Below are 23,200 nucleotides of genomic sequence, written 5' to 3' on the forward strand. Positions count from 1 at the left end.
CGTGAGTGAGCGGGACGGCCGCGAGTGGCGGGAGCGGCAGCGGCAGGCGGTGCGGGCGCACGCCGACGCGGACGCGCGGCGGCGAGCCGCCGAGCAGGCCGAGGCGGCGGAGCTGGTGGCCTGGTTCGTGGCCGAGGCGACGCGGCGAGGACTGCCCACCACCCGGCTGGTCGCCCGTGGCTACGACGGGCGCGGCCGCTACCGGACCCGGCTGACCGGCTGGTACGTCGACCGGGCCGGAACCCGGGCGGTGGACGTGGCCGGCCGGTTCCACCTGCTGACGGTGCCGGGCGGCCTGCGGGCCCGGCTGTTCGGCGTCGATCCGGAGCCCAGCCCGGCGCCGCTGATCGTCGGGGCGGGTGGCCGCGACGGTGAGTCGGTCCCGTTGCGGACCCTGCTCAACCGGCTGCTGGACGACGGGACCGACGGGCCAGGCTCCACCACCACAGCTGCTGCACCGCGAGGGTGAGCAGCCCGGCCAGGACGATCGCGCAGAGGTTGATCACCAACTGGAGGGCCGACCCGGCCGCCTCGTCCCACACCCCGTAGGCGGCGGCCACCGCCACGTTCGCCGCGGCCGGCACCGTGGTCACCGAGATCAGCACTCCGACCAGGCTGCCCGACTTCTTCGAGGTCAACGAGAGCATGCCGGCTACCCCGGCGAGCAGACCGACCACCCAGGACAGCGCGTCGGGTCGCCAGATGAAATCGGTGAGCGGGCGGTCCGCGAGCAGCATCTCCCGGTTGACCAGATCGGCGGCGTTCAGTGCCCAGGTGCTCAGTACGGTCGCGACCATGGCCGCCAGGAAGCCGACCGTCAGTGCCTGCACCGACCGGACGATCACCCGGAGCCGGCGGCGCAGCAGCGCGACGCAGAGCGCGGCGAGGGGACCGAACTCCGGACCGACCACCATCGCCCCGACGATGAGGATCGGCTGGTCCAGCAGCACACCGATACCGGCGATCATGGTGGCGATGGTGATCAGCACCAGATAGGTGCCGGACAGTTCGGTCTGCTCGCCGGTCTTCGCCGCGATCTCGTCCCAGACCACCGCGTCGGCGCCGCTGCCGGGCGCCTTCTCCGCCGCCCGGTCGGCCGCCGCGGAGATGGTCAGCTCGACGTCGTCAGCGGCGATCCCGCCGCGCGCCTCCACACCGAGTTGCTGCAGGCCGTGCAGGACGCTGTCGGCACTCTCCCGGACCACGTCGCACTGGATGAGGTCGCCCCGGGGTTGCCGGGCGACGCCGGGCAGCACCACCAGGTGGGTCACCCCCGGCTCGGCGGCCAGCAGGTCGGCCACCGCTGCCGACTGGTCCGGCGGAGCAATCACCCTCAGGTGCAGCACAGTATTCCCCCTCGCCCGACCGGCCAGTTCTCCACTCGCCCGACCGGCCGGTCGCGACCCTACCGCTCGACCGTTGATGGCACGGACTGCAGGAGGGCGCACTGCGAGGCCGTGTCCATGCGCGCCGTTTAGAGGTTGATCGGGGCGAAGCAGCCTGACTGTCTGGATTCGAGGCCGCTTCACCGCTTTGTACTGGTAAAACCCATACGTGGCTCTACGTCGCTTTCTCTCGGAGGTCGGATCGGTGCCGGTGCCTGGTGGTCTCGTGGAAGCCCCCGAAAACCCCCCACTGTTGCCGCGTCCTGACCCGGTCAAGCGCATCTTTGACGCGACCCTCGCGGCCGTACTGCTGGTGCTGATCACGCCGCTACTGCTGGTGGTGGCGGTCCTCGTCATGGTGGGCCTCGGCCGCCCGGTGCTGTTCCGCCAGTGCCGCGCCGGCCTGCACGGCCAGCCCTTCGAGGTGGTCAAGTTCCGCACCATGCGGCCGCCCAACTACGGCCGCGGCCTGGTCGGCGACGGCGACCGGCTCACCCCCCTGGGGCGCTGGCTGCGCGCCACCAGCCTGGACGAGCTGCCCACGCTCTGGAACGTGCTGCGCGGCGACATGAGCCTCGTGGGCCCGCGCCCGTTGCTGCCGGAGTACCTCGATCGCTACTCCTCCAGCCAGGCCCGCCGGCATGAGGTACGGCCCGGCGTCACCGGGCTGGCCCAGGTGCGCGGGCGCAACAGCCTGAGCTGGGAGGAGAAGCTGGACCTCGACGTGCAGTACGTGGACATCCGGAACCTCCGACTTGACCTGTCGATCCTGGTCGCGACCGCGCGCACCGTGCTGCGTCGCGAGGGCATCAACGCGGCCGGATCCGCGACCGCGCCGGAATTCCTCGGAGCCGGCCACTGGTCGAGATCGGGCCGACAGGACCAGAAGCCAGCACCACGACCCGTGCCGGAGGTGCCGCGATGAGCCGGACGATCTACCTGTCAGCACCCGACGTCGGCCCCTTGGAGGAGTCGTACATGGTGGCCGCGCTGCGGTCAGGGTGGGTCGCGCCGGTCGGCCCCGACCTTGAGGCGTTCGAGCGGGAGGTTGCCCACCGGGTCGGCACCCAGGGCGCGGTAGCCGTCACCTCCGGCACTGCGGCGCTGCACCTGGCCCTGCTCGGCCTCGGGGCCGGTCCGGGCGACGTGGTCCTGGTACCGACACTGACCTTCGTGGCCACCGCGAATGCGGTTCGCTACACAGGTGCCCGGCCAGTCTTCGTTGACTGCGACCCGCTCACCGGCAACCTCGATGTCGGGCTGCTCACCGAGGCGCTGGGACAGCTCAGTGCCCGAGGCGAGCGGATAGCCGCAGTCATACCGGTGGATATGTTTGGCAGCTGCGTCGACTACACCACCTTGTTGCCGTTCTGTGCGGAGGCGGGCGTACCGGTCGTGGAAGACGCCGCAGAAGCTCTCGGCGCCTACCACAACGGGCGACCTGCCGGCTCGTTCGGACACGTCGGAGCGTTCTCGTTCAACGGCAACAAGATCATGACGACCTCGGGGGGCGGGATGCTCGTCTCCGACGATCTCACCCTGCTCGCGCATGCCCGCCACCTCGCTACCCAGGCGCGAGAGCCGACGCTGCACTACGAGCACCACGAAATCGGATACAACTACCGACTGAGTAATCTGCTGGCCGCGCTGGGCCGGGCTCAGTTGATGCGGCTCGACGGGATGATCACTCGCCGCCGTGCGCTGCGGGACCGTTACGCCAAGCTCTTCGCCCCTGTCCCCGGCGTCGAGTTGATCGGCGGGGAAGACACCGGCTCCAACTGCTGGTTAACGTGCCTGCGCGTGGAGGCGGCGCGTTCCGGCTGGGAGGCGACGGACCTCGCCGCCCACCTGGCCGCCCGCGACATCGAGACCCGGCCGGTATGGAAACCGATGCACCGACAGCCGGTGTACGCCGAAGCCGAGAGTGTGCTCACCGGTGCGGCCGACACGCTCTTCGCTCAAGGACTCACCCTGCCCAGCGGCAGCGGGCTCACCGAGCGTCAGATCGAATTCGTGCTCGCGGCGATCGACGAGTTCCTGTCCGCCCGGGTTGAGGCGGCGGTCGCGTGACCATTCCACTTGTGGTTGTCGGCTGCGGCGGCCACGGCCGCGAGATGCTCGTCACCGCTCGGGCTCTGGCAGACCACGCCGGGGGACCACGTTGGCGACTGCTCGGCTTCATCGACGATCGGCCCTCAGACGAGAACCTGAAGCGTGTACAGCGGCTGGAGGTCCCCTTCCTCGGCGGCCTCGCTTGGTTACATGACGCACCAGCGGACACCCACCATGTCATCGGAATTGGCGACCCACAGGTGCGCAGGGCCGTCGGCGAGCGCATCGACCAATACGGCACACCCGCAGCGAGCCTCATCCATCCGGCGGCCACGATCGGTCCGGACACCGTCCACGGGCCCGGGTTCGTCGCCTTTGCAGGCGCTCGGGTCACCACAAACGTGACCATCGGTCGCCACGTGCACCTCAACCAGAACACCACGGTCGGACACGACTGCGTGCTCGCCGACTACGTCTCGGTCAACCCCCTCGCCGCGGTATCCGGTGACTGCCACCTCAACGCGGGGGTGCTGATCGGCACCACCGCCGCCGTGCTGCAGGGCCTGACCGTCGGACGGGACAGCGTCGTGGGGGCAGGCGCCTGCGTCGTCCGCGACGTACACGAGGGCGCGGTTGTCAAGGGCGTCCCGGCCCGCTGAGCTGGCATCACCGTCGGACATTGCTGAACTTTCAGCCCAAAACCGACGAGATTGCGTAAACCGTGCAAATAGCATGTATGAAGCTTAAAGCGGAACAAACTTCCCGCCCCCTCGGGCGGAATGGTCGGAAATGGATCAAGGAGCATACATGCCGCTGGACACGGACAGCCCGCCTCGGGCGGACGAGCCGACACGCAGGTCCCGAGCCCGCCGCCGCACTGTCGCGTTCCTCGCCGCCGACGCCACCGCCTGGCTATGCGGCTTTCTCGCGGCCGCGTGGACCCGCTACGAGTTCCAACCCCCGCCCAACCTATTCGCGCGAGCCGCCGTCGTCGCCGCGCTCGCCGCACTGGTGCACGTCGCGGTGGCCGCGCTCCGGCGGCTCTACTCCGGACATCATCCGCTGGGCAGCCTGCAGGAAGTCCAGGGCGTGGCCGGAACAACGATCACGACGGCCGGCATCCTACTGCTCGGGCTGCTGCCGTCCGATGACCGGCCCGTGCCGGCGAGCACCCCACTGGTCGGCGGCGCTCTCGCCCTACTGCTCATGCTGGCAGCCCGGTTCGCGTACCGGCACCGGCGCGATCTTGCCATGCGTCCTGATCACCGGTCGGCGACGCCGGTCCTGCTCTTCGGGATGGGTGACGCCGGGCAGGGCCTGCTCCGCGCGATGCTCAGCGACCCACGCGGCCGGTACCTGCCGGTCGGCGCTCTCGACGACGACCCGGACAAGCGCGACCTGCGCATCGGCGGGGTACGCGTGCTCGGCGGACGGCGCGACGTCAGCAAGGTGGTACGCCGCACCAACGCCAGCACGGTCATCTTCTCTGTCGCCAACGCCGACGCCGCATTAATACGGCAGATGCGCGAAGCAACCCTCCAGACCGGGGCGGCGTTCAAGGTACTGCCTCCGGTGCGAGAGCTGGTTGACCACCGGATCACCGTCACCGACGTCCGCGACGTGCGGATCAGCGACCTGCTCGGGCGCCGCCAGGTGGTCGGCGACCTGCCGCTAAGCACAAACAGCCTGACCGGCCGACGGATCCTGGTCACCGGCGCCGGCGGCTCGATCGGCTCCGAGCTCTGCCGTCAGGTGATGAAGGCGGACCCGGGTGAGCTGATGATGCTGGACCGGGACGAGTCCGCTCTGCACAGCCTCCAGATGTCGCTCGCCGGACGGGCCCTGCTGGACGGTCCCGAGCTGATCCTCGCCGACTTGCGGGACGACGAGGGCATCCGACGGATCATCCGAGAACGCCGCCCGGAGATCATCTTTCACGCTGCGGCGCTCAAGCACCTGCCCCTGCTCCAGCGGCACCCAGGCGAGGCGGTCAAGACCAACGTCTGGGGCACGGTGTCCGTGCTCGACGCCTGCCAGGACGTAGCACGGTTCGTGAACATCTCCACGGACAAGGCCGCCGACCCGATCAGCGTGCTCGGATACTCCAAGCGAATCACCGAGATGCTGACCGCGCACGCCGCCTCACGGTTTCCCGGCACCTTCCTCAGCGTCCGGTTCGGAAACGTCCTGAGCAGCCGTGGATCGGTCGTGACGGCCTTCCAGCGGCAGATCGAGGCGGGTAACCCGCTGACGGTCACGCACCCGGACGTGACGCGCTACCTGATGACTGTCGAGGAAGCCGTACACCTTGTGCTACAGGCTGCGGCGATTGGCCGTGACGGGGAAGCATTGGTGCTTGACATGGGGGAACCGGTCCGCATCGCCAACCTGGCCCGGCAAATGGCCGACCAGGCCGCGAGTACGGTGCCGATCGTCTACACCGGTCTGCGGCCGGGCGAGAAGCTCCACGAGGATCTGCTGGGTACCGGCGAAACAGACACCAGGCCGTTCCACCCACTGATATCGCATGTTTCAGTGCCTGCCCTGGATTCGCTGGAGGTCAGCGGCCTCGATCCGTATGACGACCCGGACAAGATTGTGGCGCAACTCGCTCAACTCTGCGCCCATCCGGTCAACCCGACCCTCGCCTCCACCCGCGAAGCGCCGCTACCGCACTGACCCGTGGGCGGTGGTCTGGCGCGTCGGCGCGCCAGGCCCCCGCCCACATAGTCGTTGAACGTGTGCTGAAGGGAGATCCCGCACGGTGACATCGACCGACGAGAAGCAGGTTCACACGCAGGGGACCCAGGCGAGCCGACAGCTCCGGATCGTCGTTCTGATGAAGACGAACAGCGGGGGGACTTGGATCCTGCCGCAGGTGGAGGCGATGCGGGCGCGCGGACACGAGGTCATGGTGGTGCTTCCCCCGGGCCCCGGCCGGCTCACCTCCGAGCTGCGTGGGCGCGGGTTCAAGGTTTTCGAGTGCCTATTCCCACTACGGCCGGCACCATCGACGCTGGTCGGGCTCGCACGCCTGCGTCGCCTGATCCGCCGCCTGCGGCCGGACATCGTGCAGTACCACCTGATCGCCTCAGCGTACGCGGCGCGGCTGGCAACGGTCGGGCTACCCGTCCGTCGGGTACACAGCGTTGCCGGCCCGCTGTATCTGGACTCGCCACTGATTAGGACCGCAGAGCGCCTGATGTGGCGGTTGGACGACGTCATCGTCAACGGCTGCGCCAACGCCGCTGCCCGATACGCGGCGCTGGGATGCCCCCCAAACCGACTTCCGGTGGCGACCTACGGGGTGGATACCAGCAGGTTCGACCCGACCGAGACAGCACCGGAGCAGCGCGCAGCGGCCCGCGCCGCGTTGGGCGTTGCTCCGGACGCGTTCCTGGTCATCATGGTTGCGTATGCGTATCCGCCAAAGCGGCTGGTCCACCGGGGACGCGGCATCAAGGGTCACGACGTGCTGCTCGACGCGTGGCGGATGTTCCGCGAGAAGCACGAGAACTGTCATTTGCTGCTGGTCGGTGGCGGCTGGACTCAAGCTGGAGAGACGTACCGGCGTAGCCTCATCGATCGGTTCAGGGTCAACGAGGACGACAGCATCACCTGGCTGACGACCGTGCCCGACGTCCGGCCCTGCTACCTGGCTGCGGATGTCAGCGTCAGCCCGTCGCTGAGCGAGAGCCACGGGGCGGCGGTCGAGGCCGGGGCGATGGCCGTACCGAGCATCGTCAGTGACGCCGGAGGGCTCCCCGAGACGGTCGACGCCCACTCCGGCTGGGTCGTGCCCCGCGACGACCCGCCTGCGCTGGCAGCCGCCTTGAATAACGCATACGCCGAGTTCATCGCAGGCACGTTGGCAGGCCGCGGCTCGGCCGCTCGGCAACGGATGGTCGACCAGTTCGACAACCGTAGGACAGCCGAGCAGGTCACCGATGTCTGCGAACAGGTCGCCGCGCTGGTGGTGCGCCAATGAGGGTCGTGGTGAGCACCGAATCCCGGTTTAGCCGCACCCCCGACGGTCGGGTCTGGGTCCAGGCGGGACCGGACAACTCGATCTGGCGGCGCTACCTCACCGTGTTCCAGCGTGTCCGGGTGGTCGGCCGGACGCTTGACGTGGCGGACGTTCCCGAAGGGGCCGCCCGGGTGGACGGAGACCGGGTCGAGGTCTGGCCGTTGCCGTACTACGTCGGCCCCCGCCAGTACCTGCTCCGTCGGCACCTGGTGGCACGCGCCGTCACCGCGTCGGCGGACGCCGAGGACGCGGTGATCCTCCGAGTGCCCTCCCCGATCGGCTCTTTGTTGGCTGCGGCCCGAGAACGTGCCAGGCTTCCGTACGCCTTGGAGGTCATCGGCGATCCGTACGACGTGCTCGCCCCCGGCGTGGTCCGCCATCCGCTGCGGCCGGTGCTGCGAGCGTCGGCCACCCGACGGCTGCGCCAGCAATGCCGCTCGGCAGTCGCGGTGGCGTACGAGACGGAACGGCATCTGCAGCGGCGATACCCCAGCCTGCCCAGTACTCCCACAACTGGCATCTCCAGCGTCGATCTGCCGCCGGCGGCGTACGTCCCACGGGCACGGGGCGTACGGCCGCTGCTGCGGGAAGCCAAGCTAATTTCGATCGGCTCGCTCGAACAGCTCTACAAGGGCATCGATACCCTGATCGAGGCGATCGCTCAGTCGTCCGCCCTTTCCCCGCGGCTCCAGTTGGTACACGTCGGGGTCGGCGCGTACCGCCTCGATCTCGAACAGCTCGCCACCCGGCTCGGCGTTGCAGACCGGGTGACCTTCACCGGTGTCCTACCTACGGTCGAGGCGGTGCGCGAGCAGCTCGACAGGGCCGACCTGTTCGTGATGCCCTCGCGGACCGAAGGGCTGCCACGCGCACTTATCGAAGCCATGGCTCGGGCTCTACCCGCCGTCGGCTCGACCGTAGGCGGAATCCCCGAGTTGCTCACCCCGGCGAATCTCGTTCCGCCCAATGATCCTGCGGCCCTGGCCGCCGCCATCACCCGGCTGCTGGCCGATCCGGAACGGCTGGCCAGCGCCTCTGCCAGGAATCTGGCTCGGGCCAGGCAGTTCTCCACTGAGACGCTCGGTGCCCGGCGGCTCGCCTACTATGATGCGGTGGCGGAGGCTGCCCGTAAGCCGCTGCGCCAGCGCTCCACCCTCGTGGTCGGGCGCTGATCTGGCCGGGTCATGCGGCGCGACGCGTCCCCGCGCCCGCCCGGTTGGGCGCGGGGTCGCGGCTTAGCGGCGTGACGTGACCGTCCGGGAGCCTCGACCGGTCGCAGCTCGCAGGGCAACATCACGCAGAATCTCGATGTATCCGATGAGTTGGTCCTCCCGGTAGAGGCCGTCCAGCGCGGCGGCGGGCACGGCTGGGATCTGGCCGGTCCGCTCCTTGACGGCCAGCCACTCGCGGAGCTGAGCCGCGATCGCGTGCTTGTCGTTGTGGACAACGCCGGCGCGGCGCTCGCGCACCATCTTCGCCGCCAAACCCCCCTCATAACCGAGCAACAGAATCGGCCGCCGGGCTTGGAGGTAGTCGAACATCTTGCCGCTCATCGTCCCGGCGTCCCGCGGATCGTTCCACATCAACAGGACGAGCACGTCCGCTTCCGCCTGGATGCGCCAGGACTTCTCAGCAGAGACGTGACCGAGGAGGGTGACCGAGTCCTGCACACCGGCACGCTCCACGCCAGCGCGCACCACCCCATTGTCCTCGCCGGCGAACACGAGGTGGATATGTGCGGCGTCCGGCCCGAGCAGCGCAATCGCGTCAAGCAACGGGCCAGGCTCCCGCTTTCCCGGGTAGATGTAGCCGGTATGCGCCAGCGTCAACGTGGGTACGGCCTGGCCAGCGGCTGCGGGCTGCGCCCTGATGGCAGGTGCCGCGCTGGTTGGGGGGAGCGGGCGGCGGTCGATTCCATTCATGATCGCGTAGGTCTCGCATCCGAACGTGGCCCGCAAGGTTTCGGCCATCGGCTCAGAAACGGTCACGCACGCGGCTACCGAGCGAAGTACCCACCGCTCGATCCAGCGGTCTACGACGAGGCGCAACCTGGATCGAGCCCAGTACTCGTTGCCGATCGACCAGAGGTCGCGGTAGTCGGCGACCCAAGGCACGTCGAGCCGGCGAGCCAGCTTGGCCGCCACGACGAACCCGGAGAAGGGGGGGCCCGAGGTGACGATGACGTCCGGCCGCCAGTCACCGCGCACCCTCAGGTACTCCCGAGTGGCCGGTCGGATCCAGTTAAGTTGCGGGTCCGGCACGAGCATCTCCATGCCGAGACGCCAGAGCCGGCGGTTGGCCGCCCGCCGGACTGCCGCCAGCCGGACCCGCGACGCTGGCCGGTCGGTCGCGGAGTGTGGGATACCCGACGGCGAGAGGTTGAACCGCGGAAGCTTCGGTGCGGGCGCCACCCGCACCACCAGGTCCTCGGGGATCACGGCAGACGCGTCACCCGACGCAGCCGCAGCGGCGGTGAGCACCTGGACGTCCCAGCCGTGCTCGATGGCGAAGACGACAAGAGCGGCTGGCCGCCGGGCCCCCACCGTCTCGGCCGGGGGAAAGTGGTAGGAGACGAGCAGCATCCGGGGCATCCCGTCGGGAACCCGTTCGCTGGCGCGGGTTGGGTCCGCGTCGTCCCGCGCAGCGGGCCGCCGACGGCTCATCGACGTCCTCCGCGCAGCCACCGGTACCTTTGTCGATCAGCGTCCCGCATCGCCTTGCTCCTTTCTGCACTGGACACCTGGGTCAACGACGCCTCCATCGGCAAAGACGTGCAGGGCGTCGGAAGAGCCGCCACCGGTCAGCCCTGGGGCACCAACGGGGTCTCGGTCACGCCGACTGCCTCGGCCTGCCGCCCGGCAAACGTCACGGTCCGCAATGCCATCAGCCATGACGCGGTGTAAGCAAGGAGCCCGGATACGCTCAGGGCCCAGACCGCAACCAGCGATGATGCACCAGCTGCGGCAACGGCACTGACCGCCCCGGCGACGAGTACGACCCGACCCACGTCCCAGGCCAGTTGGCGGCCCTGTTGCTCGAAGACAACCAGGGTCTGGGACAGCGGCGACGCCATGAGTTGGGCGGCGACGTATAGCGCCAGAGCCTGTGCGTACGTCCCGCTGCGCTCCCACTCCGACCCGAACACGACAGAGAACGCGGCGGGTGCAGCGACCCAGAGCACCACTGCGGTGAGGCCGGCGAAGAGTGCGAGCTTACGACTCGCGGCGACGAAGATGGACCGGCAACGACCGGGTTGCTGGCGCGCCGCGCGGGAGACCTCCGCCAGGTAGACCTGAGCGACCGCCGACGCGACCAGAGCGGCCGGAATCGCGATCACACGTTGGGTCAACCCGAGCCAGCCGGCGACGGAGCCTCCGTACCAGTAGGCGATGAGCAACACCGGTAGCTGGGTGCCGAGGACGTTGAGCAAACCCGACGGCGTCAGCAGCAGTGGAAACCCTCGGTATCGACGGGCGACCTCGCGCAGGTGGCGCCTCTCACGACCCGCCCGTGCCTGTCCACCGGAGAAGCCCGCGCCGCGCATAAGGACGAGCGCGGCCATGGCCTGGCCCATCCCGAGCCCCAGCACCAGGCCGCCGGGGCGCAGCGCCGCACCGCCCAGTGTGAGCTGCATGGCCGCGGTGGTCGCCGACTGGAAGAAGTTGCGCCGGCCGATCGATCCATACCGGCGGTGCCGGATGGCGAGTTGATTGAGCAGCAGCACGACGCCCGTTGCCGCCGCTGCCGGCGGGACGACCCACAACCACGTTTCCAGCTCCGGCTGTCCGAAGATCCGGGCGACCTCATCCCTGACCGCCAGCACCGCGACGGTGCCCGCCAGCACCGTTACGCAGGCTGCGGCGATCCCGAGCGCGACCAGCGTGTGCGCGTCGCGCTCCCGTTCCGGCAGCGGGACGGCCAGGTCGTAACGGAGGACCGACACCGTCCCGATCGTCAGCGTCAGAGCGGCGACCACGGTCAGGACGCCGAAATCAGCGGGCCGGTAGATTCGGGACAGCAGCGGCGCGGCTGCCATGGCGAGTACCTGACCGCCGGCCGAGCCCGCAATGATGGCAACCACGCCTCGCCGGCTCCCTGACATGCACCGGACGCGCAGCCTGCTCACCGGCGTACGCACTCCCCCGCTCGCCCGTGCCCCATCCTCGATCGGCTCGGCTCACGCCGCCCGGAAACCGGCGGCCTGCCCCGGCGGGTGGACGCCAGATACCGGTCTGGCGCCCGCCAACGCCCATCGACGCCCTGCCAGCCCGGTGGCGTGTGCCGGTATGCGTCCCGCAGCATCCGGTGCCTGCCCGCACTCTCGTCCCGAGTCGCTCCGAGGAGCACGAGCAGGCCGAGAGCCAGCGAACAAAACAACGGCCGACTCGCGTTGATGTCGCCGGACGTCGAGACCGCGAGCACGTTGAACGTCAGAATCGCGAGGACGAATCCGGCCACCGGATCAGTCGCGGCCGACCGCCAGAGCCCGATAGCCACGAGTGCGACAGCCAGCATGAACACCCCGCCGACCAGCCAGCCGCCCTCGGCGACTAGCTCCAGCCACAGGTTGTGCGGATAGGTGTGCTCGATCATCCAGGTGTGGCTGTTCCAGTTGCCGTACCCCACCCCGCCCGGGTTCTCGGCGATGACGGACAGGGTGCGCTGACGCATGTCCGCTCGGGCGCTGTCGAACAACTCCTCGGATGGATCGACGATGAGTGCGTACATCCGTGGCGGCAGTAGCGACGGTAGTGCCCAGACGGCAACGACCACGCTGGACATGAGCCCGACGCCGATCCACTCCCGCCGCCCCCGCCTGCCCCTCTGACGCAGACCGGCGAGTACCAGAGTGAGGACGGCGGCGGCGGTCGCCACCAGCGGGCCTCGCGAGCCTGTGGCGAACAGGCCCATGATGAGGAAGAGTCCGATCCCGGCCGCCCACCACCACGAGAGTCGACTGCGGAAGTACAGCCATGCCAGGGCCACCATCGCACCCCCGATCGCCCGGGCTAGCCAGATGGGATTAGAGCCGAAGCCGCCCGACCGGTCACCCTGCGATTCGCCGACCAGCGCCGCGAGCGCCAACACCACGCCGCAGCCCAGGAAGATCGCGGCGAACATCTCCACGTCCCGCCGGCCTCGAATGACGGCCACAGCGATGGTGGCGAGCAGGGTCAGCGTCACCAGGAGGAAGAACTTCTGCTGCCCGTACTCGGTCTCCGGCGTTCGCAGAATCCCCGGCAGGGCGAGGACCCCGAACGTCATGAGCACCCAGAAGACGACGACCCGCGCGCGGGAGGCCGGTCGGAACAGGTCGTGAAACACCAGCAGCACCGCCAGGGCGGCCCCAGTGATGAGAAAGGTTCGGCCAACCGTACGCGGGAACTGGTCGAAGTTCAGCAACATCACGATGACGGCAGCTCTGGTCACGGTGGACCAGATCCCGCCACGCTGCTTCGACATCACCTCCGATCCCGTCGTCCGCCCTGCACGGACAGCACTCCCGATCACCGGCGACCAGGTGTCGCCACGCGTCATCATCACGTCGTTCCTCCGGTCGGCTGCCACCACTCGTTGTCGGGCGGCGGCAGCGGACGCCCTCCAGGTGGGTGTGAAAAGTCAGGCGGGGCGCGCTCAGACGGCGCGGTCCGGCCGGTACCGGGCGAGGTTCCCGGGCTCGAGGAACCACTCGACCGTCGCCTTGAGCCCATCGTCGAGGGTGGCGGTGGGCTGCCAACCCGTCTGCTCCCGGAGCAGCCGGCTGTCACCCACCAGCCGCTCAACCTCGGAACCCGCAGGCCGCAGCCGGGCCTCGGTCACCACCACCTCCGGGTGGTTGCCGAACATCGCCCCGATCCGGCGGACCAGTTCACCGATGGCTGTCTCGCACCCCGTGGAGGCCTGGAACACCCGGCCAACCACCGCAGACTCGACAGCGGTCCCGACTGCGATAAAGGCCGCTACGGTGTCCGCCACATACAGCAGATCGCGGGTCGTGGTCAACGCACCCAACTCCACCCCGCCGCGCCCCTTCGCCAACTGGCTGATGATCGTCGGGATCACGGCACGGGTCGACTGCCGGGGCCCGAAGGTGTTGAACGGTCGGAGGGTAACCACCGGCAGCCCGAAGCTGAGGTGGTAGCTCTCCGCCAACTTGTCCGCGCCGATCTTCGTAGCTGCGTACGGTGACTGGCCACGCAGGCGGTGGTCCTCGGTCATCGGCACCGTGGTGGCCGTGCCATAAACCTCGCTGGTGGAGGTCACCACCACCCGGTCGACTCCGGCCACCCGTGCGCTCTCCAGCACATTGAGCGTGCCGGTGATGTTGGTGTCCACGTACGACTGGGGTGCCAGGTACGAGTACGGGATCCCGCCGAGCGCAGCCAGGTGGTAGACGACCTTCGTCCCGTCCACTAGACGCTGGGTAATGCCGCGATCACGGATGTCTCCTGCAATGACCTCGACGTTCGCCAACTGGTCTGGGCTAAGCGTGTCCAGCCACCCGTGCGTCCCCGCCCCGTTGTAGTGGACGAGGGCACGCACCTGCTGTCCTCCTGCCACGAGGGCCTCCACCAGGTGTGAACCGATGAATCCTCCGGCGCCCGTCACCACTACCGTGTCACCGGCAGAAACCGTCCTCATGTCAACTGCTCCTCTTTCTGTTTGCCCGGCACAGAGGCCTGCATGCCGCTGGTGCGGCCGGGGCGACTTGGAGAGCGTCCGGCCAGGCCGAGCGCCGCTGCGCTCCAGACGGTTCGAATCGAGTCACTCAGGGCGTGTTCGGGGTTCCAGTCGAGCACGGAGACTGCGCGGCTGATATCGGCACGGACCCAGTCAACCGTCGCCGTCCGCGGTGACGAGGGCTGGTCCTCCACGATCTGCACCCGCAGGCCGGACGTTTCGATCAGCAGGCGTAGCACGTCCCGCACCGATACGGCCCGCCCGCTGGCGATGTTGAGGACGCGAGCCCGGGGTGCCCTGACCATGACCGCAGCCCGTACCGCCGCCGCCACGTCCCGAACGTCGACGAAATCGCGATACGCGTCGAGCGGCCCGGTCCGCAAGGAATCGTCGGGAGCGAGCCGGGCTAGCAGCGTCGCCGCCCGCCCGAGCAGCGTCGTCGGTGGGACACCCGGACCGATCGGGTTGAACACGCGCAGCACGATCGAGTCCACCCGACCAGCGGCCGATGCCACCTCGATCAGCCGGGTGGCCGTCGCCTGACTGATGCCGTAGTCGCTGACCGGCTTCGCCGTAACGTCCTCGTCGACTGACGCGCCGAACGGTATCGGCCCGTACTCGGCGGCCGACCCGAGCCGGACCAACCGGGCGCGGGGCGCCGTGGCGGCCACCGCCTCCACTAACTTTGCCGCCACGATGGCGTTGCCGAGAAGCAGTTCCGCAGCGGTACCGGAGGTCGCGCCCGCGCAGCAGACCACTGCGGCCGGGCGTACGGAGCCGACCAACTCTCGTAGCTCTGCGGGCGTGCAGATGGTGAGATCGCAGTCGGTCCTTGAGGGACAAACGACGTCCGCATCGGCCTCGATTGCCCTCCGTACCTGGCTCCCGAGGAAACCGGAGGCACCGAAGATCAGCACACTTGTCATGCCACTGGCGTCGTACCGACGGGCAGCAGCATGTCCTGCATCTGCGCAAAGGACCGATTGGCTTCGTCGTAGTCCTCAGGGCGGCCGATATCGAGCCAGTAGCCATCGAATTCGTAGCCTGTCGGCGGGTCACCCTTACCAATCAGGTCCAGCACAAGCTGGTCGAACCCGAAGGGCCGTCCGGGCGGGTAGGACGCGATCGCCCTCTTGGAAAGCCCGTAGACCCCCATGCTGACCCGGTACTGAAGGACCGGCTTCTCGGAGAAGGAGGTGATCTTTTCACCCTCGGCCTCCAGTACGCCGAAGTCGATTTTGACCGTTCGGCGGAATGTCGCGACCGTCAGTGGCGCGCCGGATCGCTGGTGTTGAGTGAGCAGATCGGCGAAGTCCAGGTTCGTGAGGATGTCGCCGTTCATCACTAGGAAGTGCTCCGGCAGCCTGTCCCGGATACCAAACAGGGGCCCAATGGTGGAGAGCGGCTCTCGCTCCTCGATGTACTCCACGTTGAGCTTGAACCGCGAGCCGTCCCCGACGAACGCACGGATCAGGGAACCGAGATGATTGATGGCCAACGTCACCTGCGAAAATCCGCATGCCGCCAACTGGTGCAGGATGATCTCAAGGATGGCGTAGCTCTCGCCGATCGGCACGAGTGGCTTCGGAAGTGTCGACGTGTATGGCCGCAGTCGCACACCCGCACCACCAGCCATGATCACTACATGCATCGACCCCTCCGCTCAGCACGCCATCCATCGCCCGTCCAACGACTTCAACCCGCCCAGGACACGCAAAAGATGCGTTTGGAACAAAACAGACTGCCTGGTAAACGTCTCATCGCTCGATGAAGGCCTAGTGCGTCCCGACGAACCGCTCAATCACCTCGGCGATTCGGACGCCCGCCCGTCCGTCCCACAGCGGCGGCGTGGGCCAGCCGGCAGCGGGTGGCCCTGCCGCCAGGACCCCGCGGACCACCTCCGCCAGGTTCTCCCTCGCCACCAGACGATTCGTCCCCTGGGTGACCGTCACCGGGCGCTCTGTCTCGTCTCGAAGAGTGAGGCACGGTACGCCCAGCATGGTCGTCTCCTCCTGGACGCCGCCCGAGTCCGTCAGAACGGCCTTGGCGCCGCGCACCAGACTGAGGAACTCGACGTAGCCCAACGGATCGACCACCCGCAGGTTCGGGTGGAGGAAAAGGCCGGCACCGGCGAGGCTGTCCCGTCCGCGCGGGTGCAAGGGCAGGACGATGGGCGTCTGGTCGGCAACCGCATGAAGCGCCTTGACCAACTCGGCGGCATCACCTGAATTGTCCACATTCGCCGGGCGATGCAGCGTCGCGACCACATACCGCTCCGGCAGCGACAGCTGTGCGCGGGCGGCCGCGACGTCGAAGCGGTGCAGATTCGCCAGCAGCGTGTCGATCATCGGGTTCCCGGTGAAGAAGACGTTGGTCGCGCTGATTCCTTCGTTGCCCAGATTCACCAAAGCATCCGGGCTCGTCGCGAAGAGCAGATCCGAGAGCCGATCAGTGACCAGCCTGTTGACCTCCTCGGGCATCGATCGGTTGAAGCTACGCAAACCAGCTTCCACATGCGCGATAGGAATGCCGAGCTTGGCGGCGACGAGCGCTGCCGCCACGGTGGAGTTCACGTCCCCGTACACCACCACGAGACCGGGGCGCGCAGTCTGGAACAAGGGCTCCAACCGGTTCATGATCTCGCCCGTCTGGTGGGCGTGGCTGCCGGAACCCACCGCCAGGTTCAGATCGGGTTCGGGCAGGCCCAACTGGCGAAAGAAGACCTCAGACATCCGCTCGTCGTAGTGTTGCCCCGTGTGCACCAGTTGCTGTCGGACGTGGCATCGGTCCAAGGCTCGGATGACCGGCGCGGCCTTGGGAAAGTTCGGCCGGGCACCGGTGATGTGAATAACCTGGATAGACATCTCTCTCCTCAGCTCGCTCCACCCGGCCGGTCCGGACCGCGGCGCCAACCACGCTGATTCCAGCACCGCAGCAGATCCGGTCCAGAACCCCGGGTCAGGCGGAACGGCTCGGGCCAGCCAGCGCGGCGCATCGTTCAACGAGGCGATCACGCCGGTCGTTGCGTCAGCGTGATGAGAGAACGCCCACGCGGTACAGCCGTTCCCCGGCGATCATCGGGATCATGCCGCGCCGGCCCGGCACCGCGAGGGCGTCGACAGCCGTGTCGGCAACGGCGCCTCTTCGCGGTCAAGGTCACCAAGAACGTCCGGACGGTGCCGGATGGCGGGCACCCGGCGGTGCTCTAAGGCAGCGCCCAGCACGTCCGGGAGTGGATCACGCCGGAGATGACCCGCCGGCTGATGCATCACGTACGGGACAGCTACAGCACCGACCGGGAGATCACCCGCCTCCTGGACATCACCGAGCTGTGGTTGATGCCGGCTGCCAACCCCGACGGCCACGATTACACGTTCACCCCCGGGCAACGGGCTGTGGCGCATGCGCCTGCGCGAAAACAACGGCCGCAACTTTGGCTGCAGTTGGGCACGACAACGAGAGCTCGTCTTCGGAGCCCCACAGCGAGACATACCGCCGCCCCGGCACCAACTCGTAGCCGGAGGTCAGGGCGCTTGAAAGCTCCTCCGTCGGGTCGGTTTCAAGTTCTTCGTCAACTGCCACTCGGCGGCGCAACTGCTGCTCCCGTGCGTCGACCGGCATGCGAAGACCCCACCTCCGGAGGACGAGTCGGCCTCGGCCGTCGATCCTCATCTTCCCCCGACGACGAGAAGTTGATCGCCAGCGAGGTGAGCAAGGACCTGCGTTAGCGCTGGCCGTAGCACGGTCCGCGGCGGACCCGGTCCCCGGACCGGCGGCGCACCTTCGGGGTACGCCCGGCGCGGCTGCCACCGATGTGGTGAGCTGTACGGGTGTCGGGTCTGGGTCTGGTACTGCACCCCACCCGGGATGTCACCGAGGTGGTCGGGATCATCGAGCGGTGGGCGACGCGCCACCACAAGTCGCTGATGGTGCGCGCGGAGGACAAGCACCGCGTGCCGGCCAGCGTCGAGCCCGTTCCGGAGGACGAGGTGGCTGTCCGCGCCGACGCGTTGATCAGCATCGGCGGTGACGGCACCATGCTGGGTGCGCTGCGCTCCGCCGTCCTCGATCCGAAGCCGGTGCTCGGCGTACACCTGGGCCGTCTCGGTTTCCTGGTCGAGGTCGAGCCGCCGGAGCTGCCCGAGGCGTTGAGTCGGTTGCTGTCGAAGGACTTCACCATCGAGTCGCACGCCTGCCTGGTCTGCGACGTGTGCGGCGACGACGTGGTGGCGTTCAACGACATCGCGCTGGTCCGCCAGCCGGGCTCCGGCTTCGTCACCGCCACCCTCGCCGTGGACGGCCAGCAGTACGGCTACTACCGCGCCGATGCGGTGGTGGTCAGCACACCGACCGGTTCCACGGCGTACAGCTACGCCGCGGGCGGCCCGCTGATCTCCCCGGCGGCGGACGCGGTGGTGGTGACGCCGTCGGCGCCGATGGCCGGCATCTCCCGGGCGGTGGTGCTCTCACCGGACGAGAAGATCCGGCTGGAGCTGGAGCCCAACTCGTCGTCGGTCGTGGTGGAGATGGACGGGTTGGTGTTTCGGGACGCGGCGACCGAGGGCGCCGTGGACATCAGCTACCGCCGCAACGCCGGCCTGGTGGTCCGCTTCGACCCGTTGCGCTACCAGGAACGCAACCAGTTGAAGATGACGCTGCTCGACCTGCCGTTCCTGCCCGAGCAACTCAGCGAACTGCTCCCTGACGAGCTGCGGCGGCGCACCCAGCGGGAGCTGCCGCCGCCCTGCTGACCGGGCCGCCGCCCACCCGGCCCGCTTCCCGTCCGCGCTCAGGCCTGCCCGAGCACCCCGTCGACCAGGGCCTTGGCCTCCTGCTGGATGCGCGCCAGGTGTTCGGGGCCCTGGAACGACTCGGCGTAGATCTTGTAGACGTCCTCGGTGCCGGAGGGCCGGGCGGCGAACCAGCCGGACTTCGTGCTGACCTTGAGGCCACCGATCGCGGCACCGTTGCCGGGCGCGCTGGTCAGCGTCGCGGTGATCCGCTCGCCGGCCAGCTCGGTGGCGGTGACCTGCTCCGGGGAGAGCTTGCCGAGCACGGCCTTCTGCTCCCGGGTGGCCGGGGCGTCGATCCGGGCGTACGCGGGGGCGCCGAACCGCTCCGCCAGCTCCGCCCAGTGCTCGCTCGGGCTGCGCCCGGTGCTGGCCAGGATCTCGGCGGCGAGCAGGCAGAGCAGGAGGCCGTCCTTGTCGGTGGTCCAGGTGGAGCCGTCTCGGCGCAGGAACGACGCGCCGGCGCTCTCCTCGCCGCCGAAGCCGACCGCGCCGTCGAGGAGCCCGGGAACGAACCACTTGAAGCCGACCGGCACCTCCAGCAGCGGCCGGCCCAGGTCGGCGGCGACGCGGTCGATCATCGAGGAGGAGACCAGGGTCTTGCCCACCGCGGCGGCCGGGCCCCAGTCGCTGCGGGTGCGGAACAGGTGGTTGATCGCCACCGCGAGGTAGTGGTTGGGGTTCATCAGGCCGGCGTCGGGGGTGACGATGCCGTGCCGGTCGGCGTCGGCGTCGTTGCCGGTGGAGATCTGGTAGTCGGCGCGGGCGGCGATCAGTGACGCCATGGCGTTCGGCGACGAGCAGTCCATCCGGATCTTGCCGTCGCCGTCTAGCGTCATGAACCGCCAGGTCGGGTCGACCGTCGGGTTGACCACGGTCAGGTCGAGCCGGTGCCGCTCGGCGATCTCGCCCCAGTACGCCACGCTCGCCCCGCCGAGCGGATCCGCGCCGATGCGGACCCCGGCGTCGCGGATGGCGTCGATGTCGATCGCGGAAGGCAGGTCGTCGACGTAGCTGGCGAGGAAGTCGTACTCCCCGGTGGTGTCGGCGGCGCGGGCCCGCGCGTAGGTGATCCGGCGGACCTCCTTGAGCCCGGCGGCGAGGATCGCGTTGGCCCGGTCCTGGATCCACCGGGTGATGTCGGTGTCGGCCGGCCCGCCGTTGGTGGGGTTGTACTTGAAGCCGCCGTCGTCGGGCGGGTTGTGCGACGGGGTGATGACGATGCCGTCGGCGAGCCCGCTGGTGCGCCCCCGGTTGTGGGTGAGGATCGCGTGCGACAGCGCCGGGGTGGGGGTGTAGCCGTCGCGGCTGTCCACCAGCACGGTGACCCCGTTGGCGGCGAGCACCTCCAGGGCGTCCACCGCGGCCGGCGCGGAGAGCGCGTGGGTGTCCCGGGCGAGAAAGAGCGGGCCGTCCGGGCCCTGCTCGCGGCGGTAGTCGCAGAGCGCCTGGGTGACCGCGAGGATGTGGTCGGAGTTGAACGCGTTGCGCAGGCTGGAGCCCCGGTGGCCGGAGGTGCCGAAGGAGACCTGCTGCGCCGGGTCCGCGGGGTCCGGATGCTCGGCGTAGTAGGCGGTCACCAGGCGCGGCACGTCGACCAGGTCGGCGGGCTCGGCGGGCTGGCCGGCACGGGGATGGGTCACGGGGTCTACCTCCTCGGTACTGCGATCAACGACGGGCGGGCTCGGGTCACAGCTCGACTCTCTGGCCCTTGCCGATCACCACGATGCCGTTGTCGGAGACGGTGTAGCGCTGCCGGTCCTTCTCCAGGTCGACACCGATCTCGGCGCCCTCCGGGACGAACACGTTCTTGTCCAGGATGGCGCGCCGGACGACCGCGTGCCGACCGATCTCCACACCCTCCATCAGCACCGAGCCCTCGACGTGCGCCCAGGAGTGCACCCGCACCTTCGGCGAGACGATCGAATTTTCGACCAGCGAGCCGGAGATCACCACGCCCGGGGAGATCATCGAGCCGACCGCCCGGCCGACCCGCTCCCCCCACTGGTGTACGAACTTCGCCGGCGGCCACGGCGGCTGCTCGGTGTAGATCGGCCAGTCGAAGTTGTACATGTTGAACACCGGGTGCACGTTGATCAGATCCATGTGCGCGTCGTAGAACGAGTCGAGCGTTCCGACGTCCCGCCAGTAGCCCCGGTCCCGGTCGGTGCTGCCCGGCACCTCGTTGTCGCGGAAGTCGTAGACGTTCGCCTCGCCCCGCTCGACGAGCATCGGGATGATGCTGCCGCCCATGTCGTGCTTGCTGGTCTTGTCCTCCGCGTCGCGCTCGACGGCCTCACAGAGCGCTCGCGTGGTGAAGACGTAGTTGCCCATCGAGGCGTAGATCTCGTCCGGCGCGTCGGGCAGGCCGACCGCGTCGGTGGGCTTCTCCCGGAACGCCCGGATGCGCCGGCCGTCCTCGCCTACCTCGATGACGCCGAACTGGTCGGCCATCGACAGCGGCTGGCGGATGCCGGCGACGGTCACGGCGGCGCCGGAGGCGATGTGGTCCTCCACCATCTGCCGCGGGTCCATCCGGTAGATGTGGTCGGCGCCGAAGACGATCACGTAGTCGGGCTGCTCGTCGTTGATCAGGTTGAAGCTCTGGTAGATGGCGTCGGCGGAGCCGGCGAACCACCAGGGGCCGCGCCGCTGCTGCGCCGGCACCGGAGTGACGTAGTTGCCGAGCAGCGTGGACATCCGCCAGGTCTTGGTGATGTGCCGGTCGAGGGAGTGGGACTTGTACTGGGTCAGCACGACGATCTTGAGATAGCCGGCGTTGGCCAGGTTGGAGAGGACGAAGTCGACCATGCGGTACATCCCGCCGAACGGGACGGCCGGCTTGGCCCGGTCCGTGGTGAGTGGCATCAGGCGCTTGCCCTCCCCACCCGCCAGGACGATCGCGAGCACCTTGGCAGCCATGCCCAGACGCTATCCACCCTCGCCCCACTTCACCACTCGTACGGGGAGTCTTCTGCACTAGGGTGCGGGGTCATGACGGAACCCACCCCGCTGCGCGTCGATCTGCTGACCCGGGAGTACCCGCCGGAGGTCTACGGCGGCGCGGGAGTGCACGTCGAGTACCTGGCCCGGGAGTTGCGCCGCGTGGCCGACGTGCGGGTGCACTGCTTCGGCCTGCCGCGCACCGAGCCGGGCGTCACCGCGTACGCCGAACCGCCCGGCCTGACCGGCGCGAACGCCGCGCTGCGCACGATGGGCGTGGACCTGGAGATGGCCGCCGGCACGGCCGGCACCGACGTGGTGCACAGCCACACCTGGTACGCGAACCTGGCCGGGCACACCGCGAAGCTGCTGCACGGGGTGCCGCACGTGATGACCGCGCACAGCCTGGAGCCGCTGCGGCCGTGGAAGGCCGAGCAGCTCGGCGGCGGCTACGCGCTCTCCTCCTGGTGCGAGCGCACGGCGATGGAGGCTGCCGACGCGGTGATCGCGGTCAGCGGCGGGATGCGCCGTGACGTGCTCGCGGCATACCCGCAGGTCGACCCGGACCGGGTCCGGGTGGTCTACAACGGCATCGACACCGCCCAGTACGCCCCGGACCGGGGCACCGACGTGCTCGACCGGCTCGGCATCGACCCGGCTCGACCCAGCGTGGCGTACGTGGGAAGGATCACCCGGCAGAAAGGGCTTCCCTACCTGCTGCGGGCCGCCCGGGAGCTGCCGGCGGACACCCAGCTCGTCCTGCTCGCCGGCGCACCGGACACGGCGGAGATCGCCAAGGAGGTGGAGGACCTGGTTGCCGAGCTGCGGGCCAACCGCTCCGGGGTGATCTGGGTGGCCGAGATGCTGCCCAAGCCCGAGGTGATCCAGGTGCTCACCCATGCCACCGTCTTCGCCTGCCCGTCCGTGTACGAGCCGATGGGCATCGTCAACCTGGAGGCGATGGCCTGCGAGACGGCGGTGGTGGCGACCGCCACCGGCGGCATCCCCGAGGTGGTGGCCGACGGCGAGACGGGCCTGCTGGTGCCGATCGAGCAGGCCACCGACGGGTCCGGGACCCCGTTGCAGCCGGAGAGGTTCGTGGCCGACCTCGCGGCGGCGATCAACACGCTGCTCGCCGACCCGGCCCGCACCGAGCGGTTCGGCCTGGCCGGCCGGCGTCGCGCGGTCGAGCACTTCTCCTGGGACGCCGTCGCCCAACAGACGCTGGAGGTCTACCGGTCGGTGATGTGAGGAAGGGACCCTTGTTAACGCCTCCGGTATAGGAAGGGGCCCTTCCTAACGCGCAGCTCGCCAACGTCGCT

At 69.0% G+C, this 23,200-nt stretch carries 19 protein-coding genes and 1 pseudogene; 10 read left to right on the forward strand and 10 right to left on the reverse strand.

Features of this window, described 5'->3' with window-relative positions; all coding sequences use genetic code 11:
- Position 1: 1 nt before the first annotated feature.
- A complete protein-coding gene (locus KBX63_RS05035; protein WP_210908696.1) occupies positions 2-469 on the forward strand; it encodes a hypothetical protein in 468 nt (155 codons plus the stop codon).
- Here the strand turns inward: KBX63_RS05035 and KBX63_RS05040 are convergent.
- Positions 399-1,331 (reverse strand): DUF389 domain-containing protein, encoded by a 933-nt coding sequence (locus KBX63_RS05040; protein WP_307871619.1) that lies wholly within the window; start codon positions 1,329-1,331, stop codon positions 399-401. The two genes, KBX63_RS05035 and KBX63_RS05040, sit on opposite strands and share 71 nt — an antisense overlap.
- A gap of 280 nt (positions 1,332-1,611) precedes the next feature.
- Between KBX63_RS05040 and KBX63_RS05045 the strand changes: the two genes are divergently transcribed.
- The 6 genes from KBX63_RS05045 (at position 1,612) to KBX63_RS05070 (ending at position 8,636) form a co-directional block, all read left to right on the forward strand.
- Positions 1,612-2,310, forward strand: a complete 699-nt coding sequence (locus KBX63_RS05045; RefSeq protein ID WP_307871620.1) for a sugar transferase — start codon at positions 1,612-1,614, stop codon at positions 2,308-2,310.
- Positions 2,311-2,363: 53 nt separating this feature from the next.
- A complete protein-coding gene (locus KBX63_RS05050) occupies positions 2,364-3,455 on the forward strand; it encodes a DegT/DnrJ/EryC1/StrS aminotransferase family protein (RefSeq protein ID WP_247661738.1) in 1,092 nt (363 codons plus the stop codon).
- 11 nt (positions 3,456-3,466) lie between these two features.
- Positions 3,467-4,096 (forward strand): acetyltransferase, encoded by a 630-nt coding sequence (locus KBX63_RS05055; RefSeq protein WP_307871637.1) that lies wholly within the window; start codon positions 3,467-3,469, stop codon positions 4,094-4,096.
- Between the two features lie 148 nt (positions 4,097-4,244).
- Entirely contained in the window at positions 4,245-6,116 is a 1,872-nt protein-coding gene (locus KBX63_RS05060; protein WP_210908718.1) for a polysaccharide biosynthesis protein, read from the forward strand.
- 85 nt (positions 6,117-6,201) lie between these two features.
- On the forward strand, positions 6,202-7,425 hold the full coding sequence (locus KBX63_RS05065) for a glycosyltransferase family 4 protein (RefSeq protein WP_307871621.1): 1,224 nt from the start codon (positions 6,202-6,204) through the stop codon (positions 7,423-7,425).
- Between the two features lie 8 nt (positions 7,426-7,433).
- Positions 7,434-8,636 (forward strand): glycosyltransferase, encoded by a 1,203-nt coding sequence (locus KBX63_RS05070; protein ID WP_307871622.1) that lies wholly within the window; start codon positions 7,434-7,436, stop codon positions 8,634-8,636.
- Between the two features lie 63 nt (positions 8,637-8,699).
- Here KBX63_RS05070 and KBX63_RS05075 read toward each other — a convergent pair whose 3' ends face one another.
- From KBX63_RS05075 to wecB, 7 genes are all read right to left on the reverse strand, one after another.
- The gene (locus KBX63_RS05075; RefSeq protein ID WP_210908721.1) at positions 8,700-10,046 is read right to left on the reverse strand and encodes a glycosyltransferase; all 1,347 of its coding nucleotides are present in this window, start codon (positions 10,044-10,046) and stop codon (positions 8,700-8,702) included.
- A gap of 218 nt (positions 10,047-10,264) precedes the next feature.
- Positions 10,265-11,500 carry a lipopolysaccharide biosynthesis protein gene (locus KBX63_RS05080; protein WP_210908723.1) on the reverse strand — a complete coding sequence of 412 codons (1,236 nt, stop codon included), beginning with the start codon at positions 11,498-11,500 and terminating at the stop codon, positions 10,265-10,267.
- A gap of 86 nt (positions 11,501-11,586) precedes the next feature.
- Complete coding sequence (locus KBX63_RS05085) at positions 11,587-12,927, reverse strand: O-antigen ligase (protein ID WP_210908730.1); 1,341 nt, start codon at positions 12,925-12,927, stop codon at positions 11,587-11,589.
- A gap of 171 nt (positions 12,928-13,098) precedes the next feature.
- On the reverse strand, positions 13,099-14,106 hold the full coding sequence (locus KBX63_RS05090; protein WP_210908731.1) for a GDP-mannose 4,6-dehydratase: 1,008 nt from the start codon (positions 14,104-14,106) through the stop codon (positions 13,099-13,101).
- Positions 14,103-15,071 carry an NAD(P)-dependent oxidoreductase gene (locus KBX63_RS05095; RefSeq protein WP_210908734.1) on the reverse strand — a complete coding sequence of 323 codons (969 nt, stop codon included), beginning with the start codon at positions 15,069-15,071 and terminating at the stop codon, positions 14,103-14,105. Before KBX63_RS05095 ends, KBX63_RS05090 begins: the two co-directional genes overlap by 4 nt.
- The gene (locus tag KBX63_RS05100) at positions 15,068-15,796 is read right to left on the reverse strand and encodes a sugar phosphate nucleotidyltransferase (RefSeq protein ID WP_210908735.1); all 729 of its coding nucleotides are present in this window, start codon (positions 15,794-15,796) and stop codon (positions 15,068-15,070) included. The genes KBX63_RS05095 and KBX63_RS05100 overlap by 4 nt, the downstream gene beginning before the upstream one ends.
- Positions 15,797-15,920: 124 nt before the next feature.
- Complete coding sequence (gene wecB / locus KBX63_RS05105) at positions 15,921-17,009, reverse strand: non-hydrolyzing UDP-N-acetylglucosamine 2-epimerase (protein WP_210908736.1); 1,089 nt, start codon at positions 17,007-17,009, stop codon at positions 15,921-15,923.
- A 276-nt stretch (positions 17,010-17,285) separates the two neighbouring features.
- Between wecB and KBX63_RS36345 the strand changes: the two are divergent.
- Both KBX63_RS36345 and KBX63_RS05115 read left to right on the forward strand, forming a co-directional pair.
- A pseudogene (locus KBX63_RS36345) lies at positions 17,286-17,790 on the forward strand (M14 family zinc carboxypeptidase); the annotation flags it as partial.
- A 194-nt stretch (positions 17,791-17,984) separates the two neighbouring features.
- Complete coding sequence (locus KBX63_RS05115; RefSeq protein ID WP_247661785.1) at positions 17,985-18,896, forward strand: NAD(+)/NADH kinase; 912 nt, start codon at positions 17,985-17,987, stop codon at positions 18,894-18,896.
- Between the two features lie 38 nt (positions 18,897-18,934).
- On the opposite strand, the gene pgm is transcribed toward KBX63_RS05115, so the two are convergent.
- Positions 18,935-20,578, reverse strand: coding sequence for a phosphoglucomutase (alpha-D-glucose-1,6-bisphosphate-dependent) (gene pgm, locus KBX63_RS05120; RefSeq protein ID WP_210908738.1), 1,644 nt, complete (start codon positions 20,576-20,578; stop codon positions 18,935-18,937).
- A 46-nt stretch (positions 20,579-20,624) separates the two neighbouring features.
- Positions 20,625-21,857 carry a glucose-1-phosphate adenylyltransferase gene (glgC, locus tag KBX63_RS05125; RefSeq protein ID WP_210908739.1) on the reverse strand — a complete coding sequence of 411 codons (1,233 nt, stop codon included), beginning with the start codon at positions 21,855-21,857 and terminating at the stop codon, positions 20,625-20,627.
- Positions 21,858-21,929: 72 nt separating this feature from the next.
- On the opposite strand from glgC, the gene glgA reads away from it, so the two are divergent.
- Positions 21,930-23,129 carry a glycogen synthase gene (gene glgA, locus KBX63_RS05130; RefSeq protein WP_247661739.1) on the forward strand — a complete coding sequence of 400 codons (1,200 nt, stop codon included), beginning with the start codon at positions 21,930-21,932 and terminating at the stop codon, positions 23,127-23,129.
- Positions 23,130-23,200: the final 71 nt, after the last annotated feature.

The organism is Micromonospora sp. U21, assembly GCF_018070045.1.
Classification (GTDB): Bacteria; Actinomycetota; Actinomycetes; order Mycobacteriales; family Micromonosporaceae; genus Micromonospora.

Bases quoted from the DNA above. Each gene is read 5' to 3' on its own strand.
- KBX63_RS05050 (WP_247661738.1), top strand. From the start codon at position 2,364: ATGGTGGCCGCGCTGCGGTCAGGGTGGGTCGCGCCGGTCGGCCCCGAC.
- KBX63_RS05060 (WP_210908718.1), top strand. From the start codon at position 4,245: ATGCCGCTGGACACGGACAGCCCGCCTCGGGCGGACGAGCCGACACGC.
- KBX63_RS05075 (WP_210908721.1), bottom strand. From the start codon at position 10,046: ATGCTGCTCGTCTCCTACCACTTTCCCCCGGCCGAGACGGTGGGGGCC.
- KBX63_RS05080 (WP_210908723.1), bottom strand. From the start codon at position 11,500: ATGGCAGCCGCGCCGCTGCTGTCCCGAATCTACCGGCCCGCTGATTTC.
- KBX63_RS05085 (WP_210908730.1), bottom strand. From the start codon at position 12,927: ATGTCGAAGCAGCGTGGCGGGATCTGGTCCACCGTGACCAGAGCTGCC.
- KBX63_RS05090 (WP_210908731.1), bottom strand. From the start codon at position 14,106: ATGAGGACGGTTTCTGCCGGTGACACGGTAGTGGTGACGGGCGCCGGA.
- KBX63_RS05095 (WP_210908734.1), bottom strand. From the start codon at position 15,071: ATGACAAGTGTGCTGATCTTCGGTGCCTCCGGTTTCCTCGGGAGCCAG.
- KBX63_RS05100 (WP_210908735.1), bottom strand. From the start codon at position 15,796: ATGCATGTAGTGATCATGGCTGGTGGTGCGGGTGTGCGACTGCGGCCA.
- wecB (WP_210908736.1), bottom strand. From the start codon at position 17,009: ATGTCTATCCAGGTTATTCACATCACCGGTGCCCGGCCGAACTTTCCC.
- glgC (WP_210908739.1), bottom strand. From the start codon at position 21,857: ATGGCTGCCAAGGTGCTCGCGATCGTCCTGGCGGGTGGGGAGGGCAAG.
- glgA (WP_247661739.1), top strand. From the start codon at position 21,930: ATGACGGAACCCACCCCGCTGCGCGTCGATCTGCTGACCCGGGAGTAC.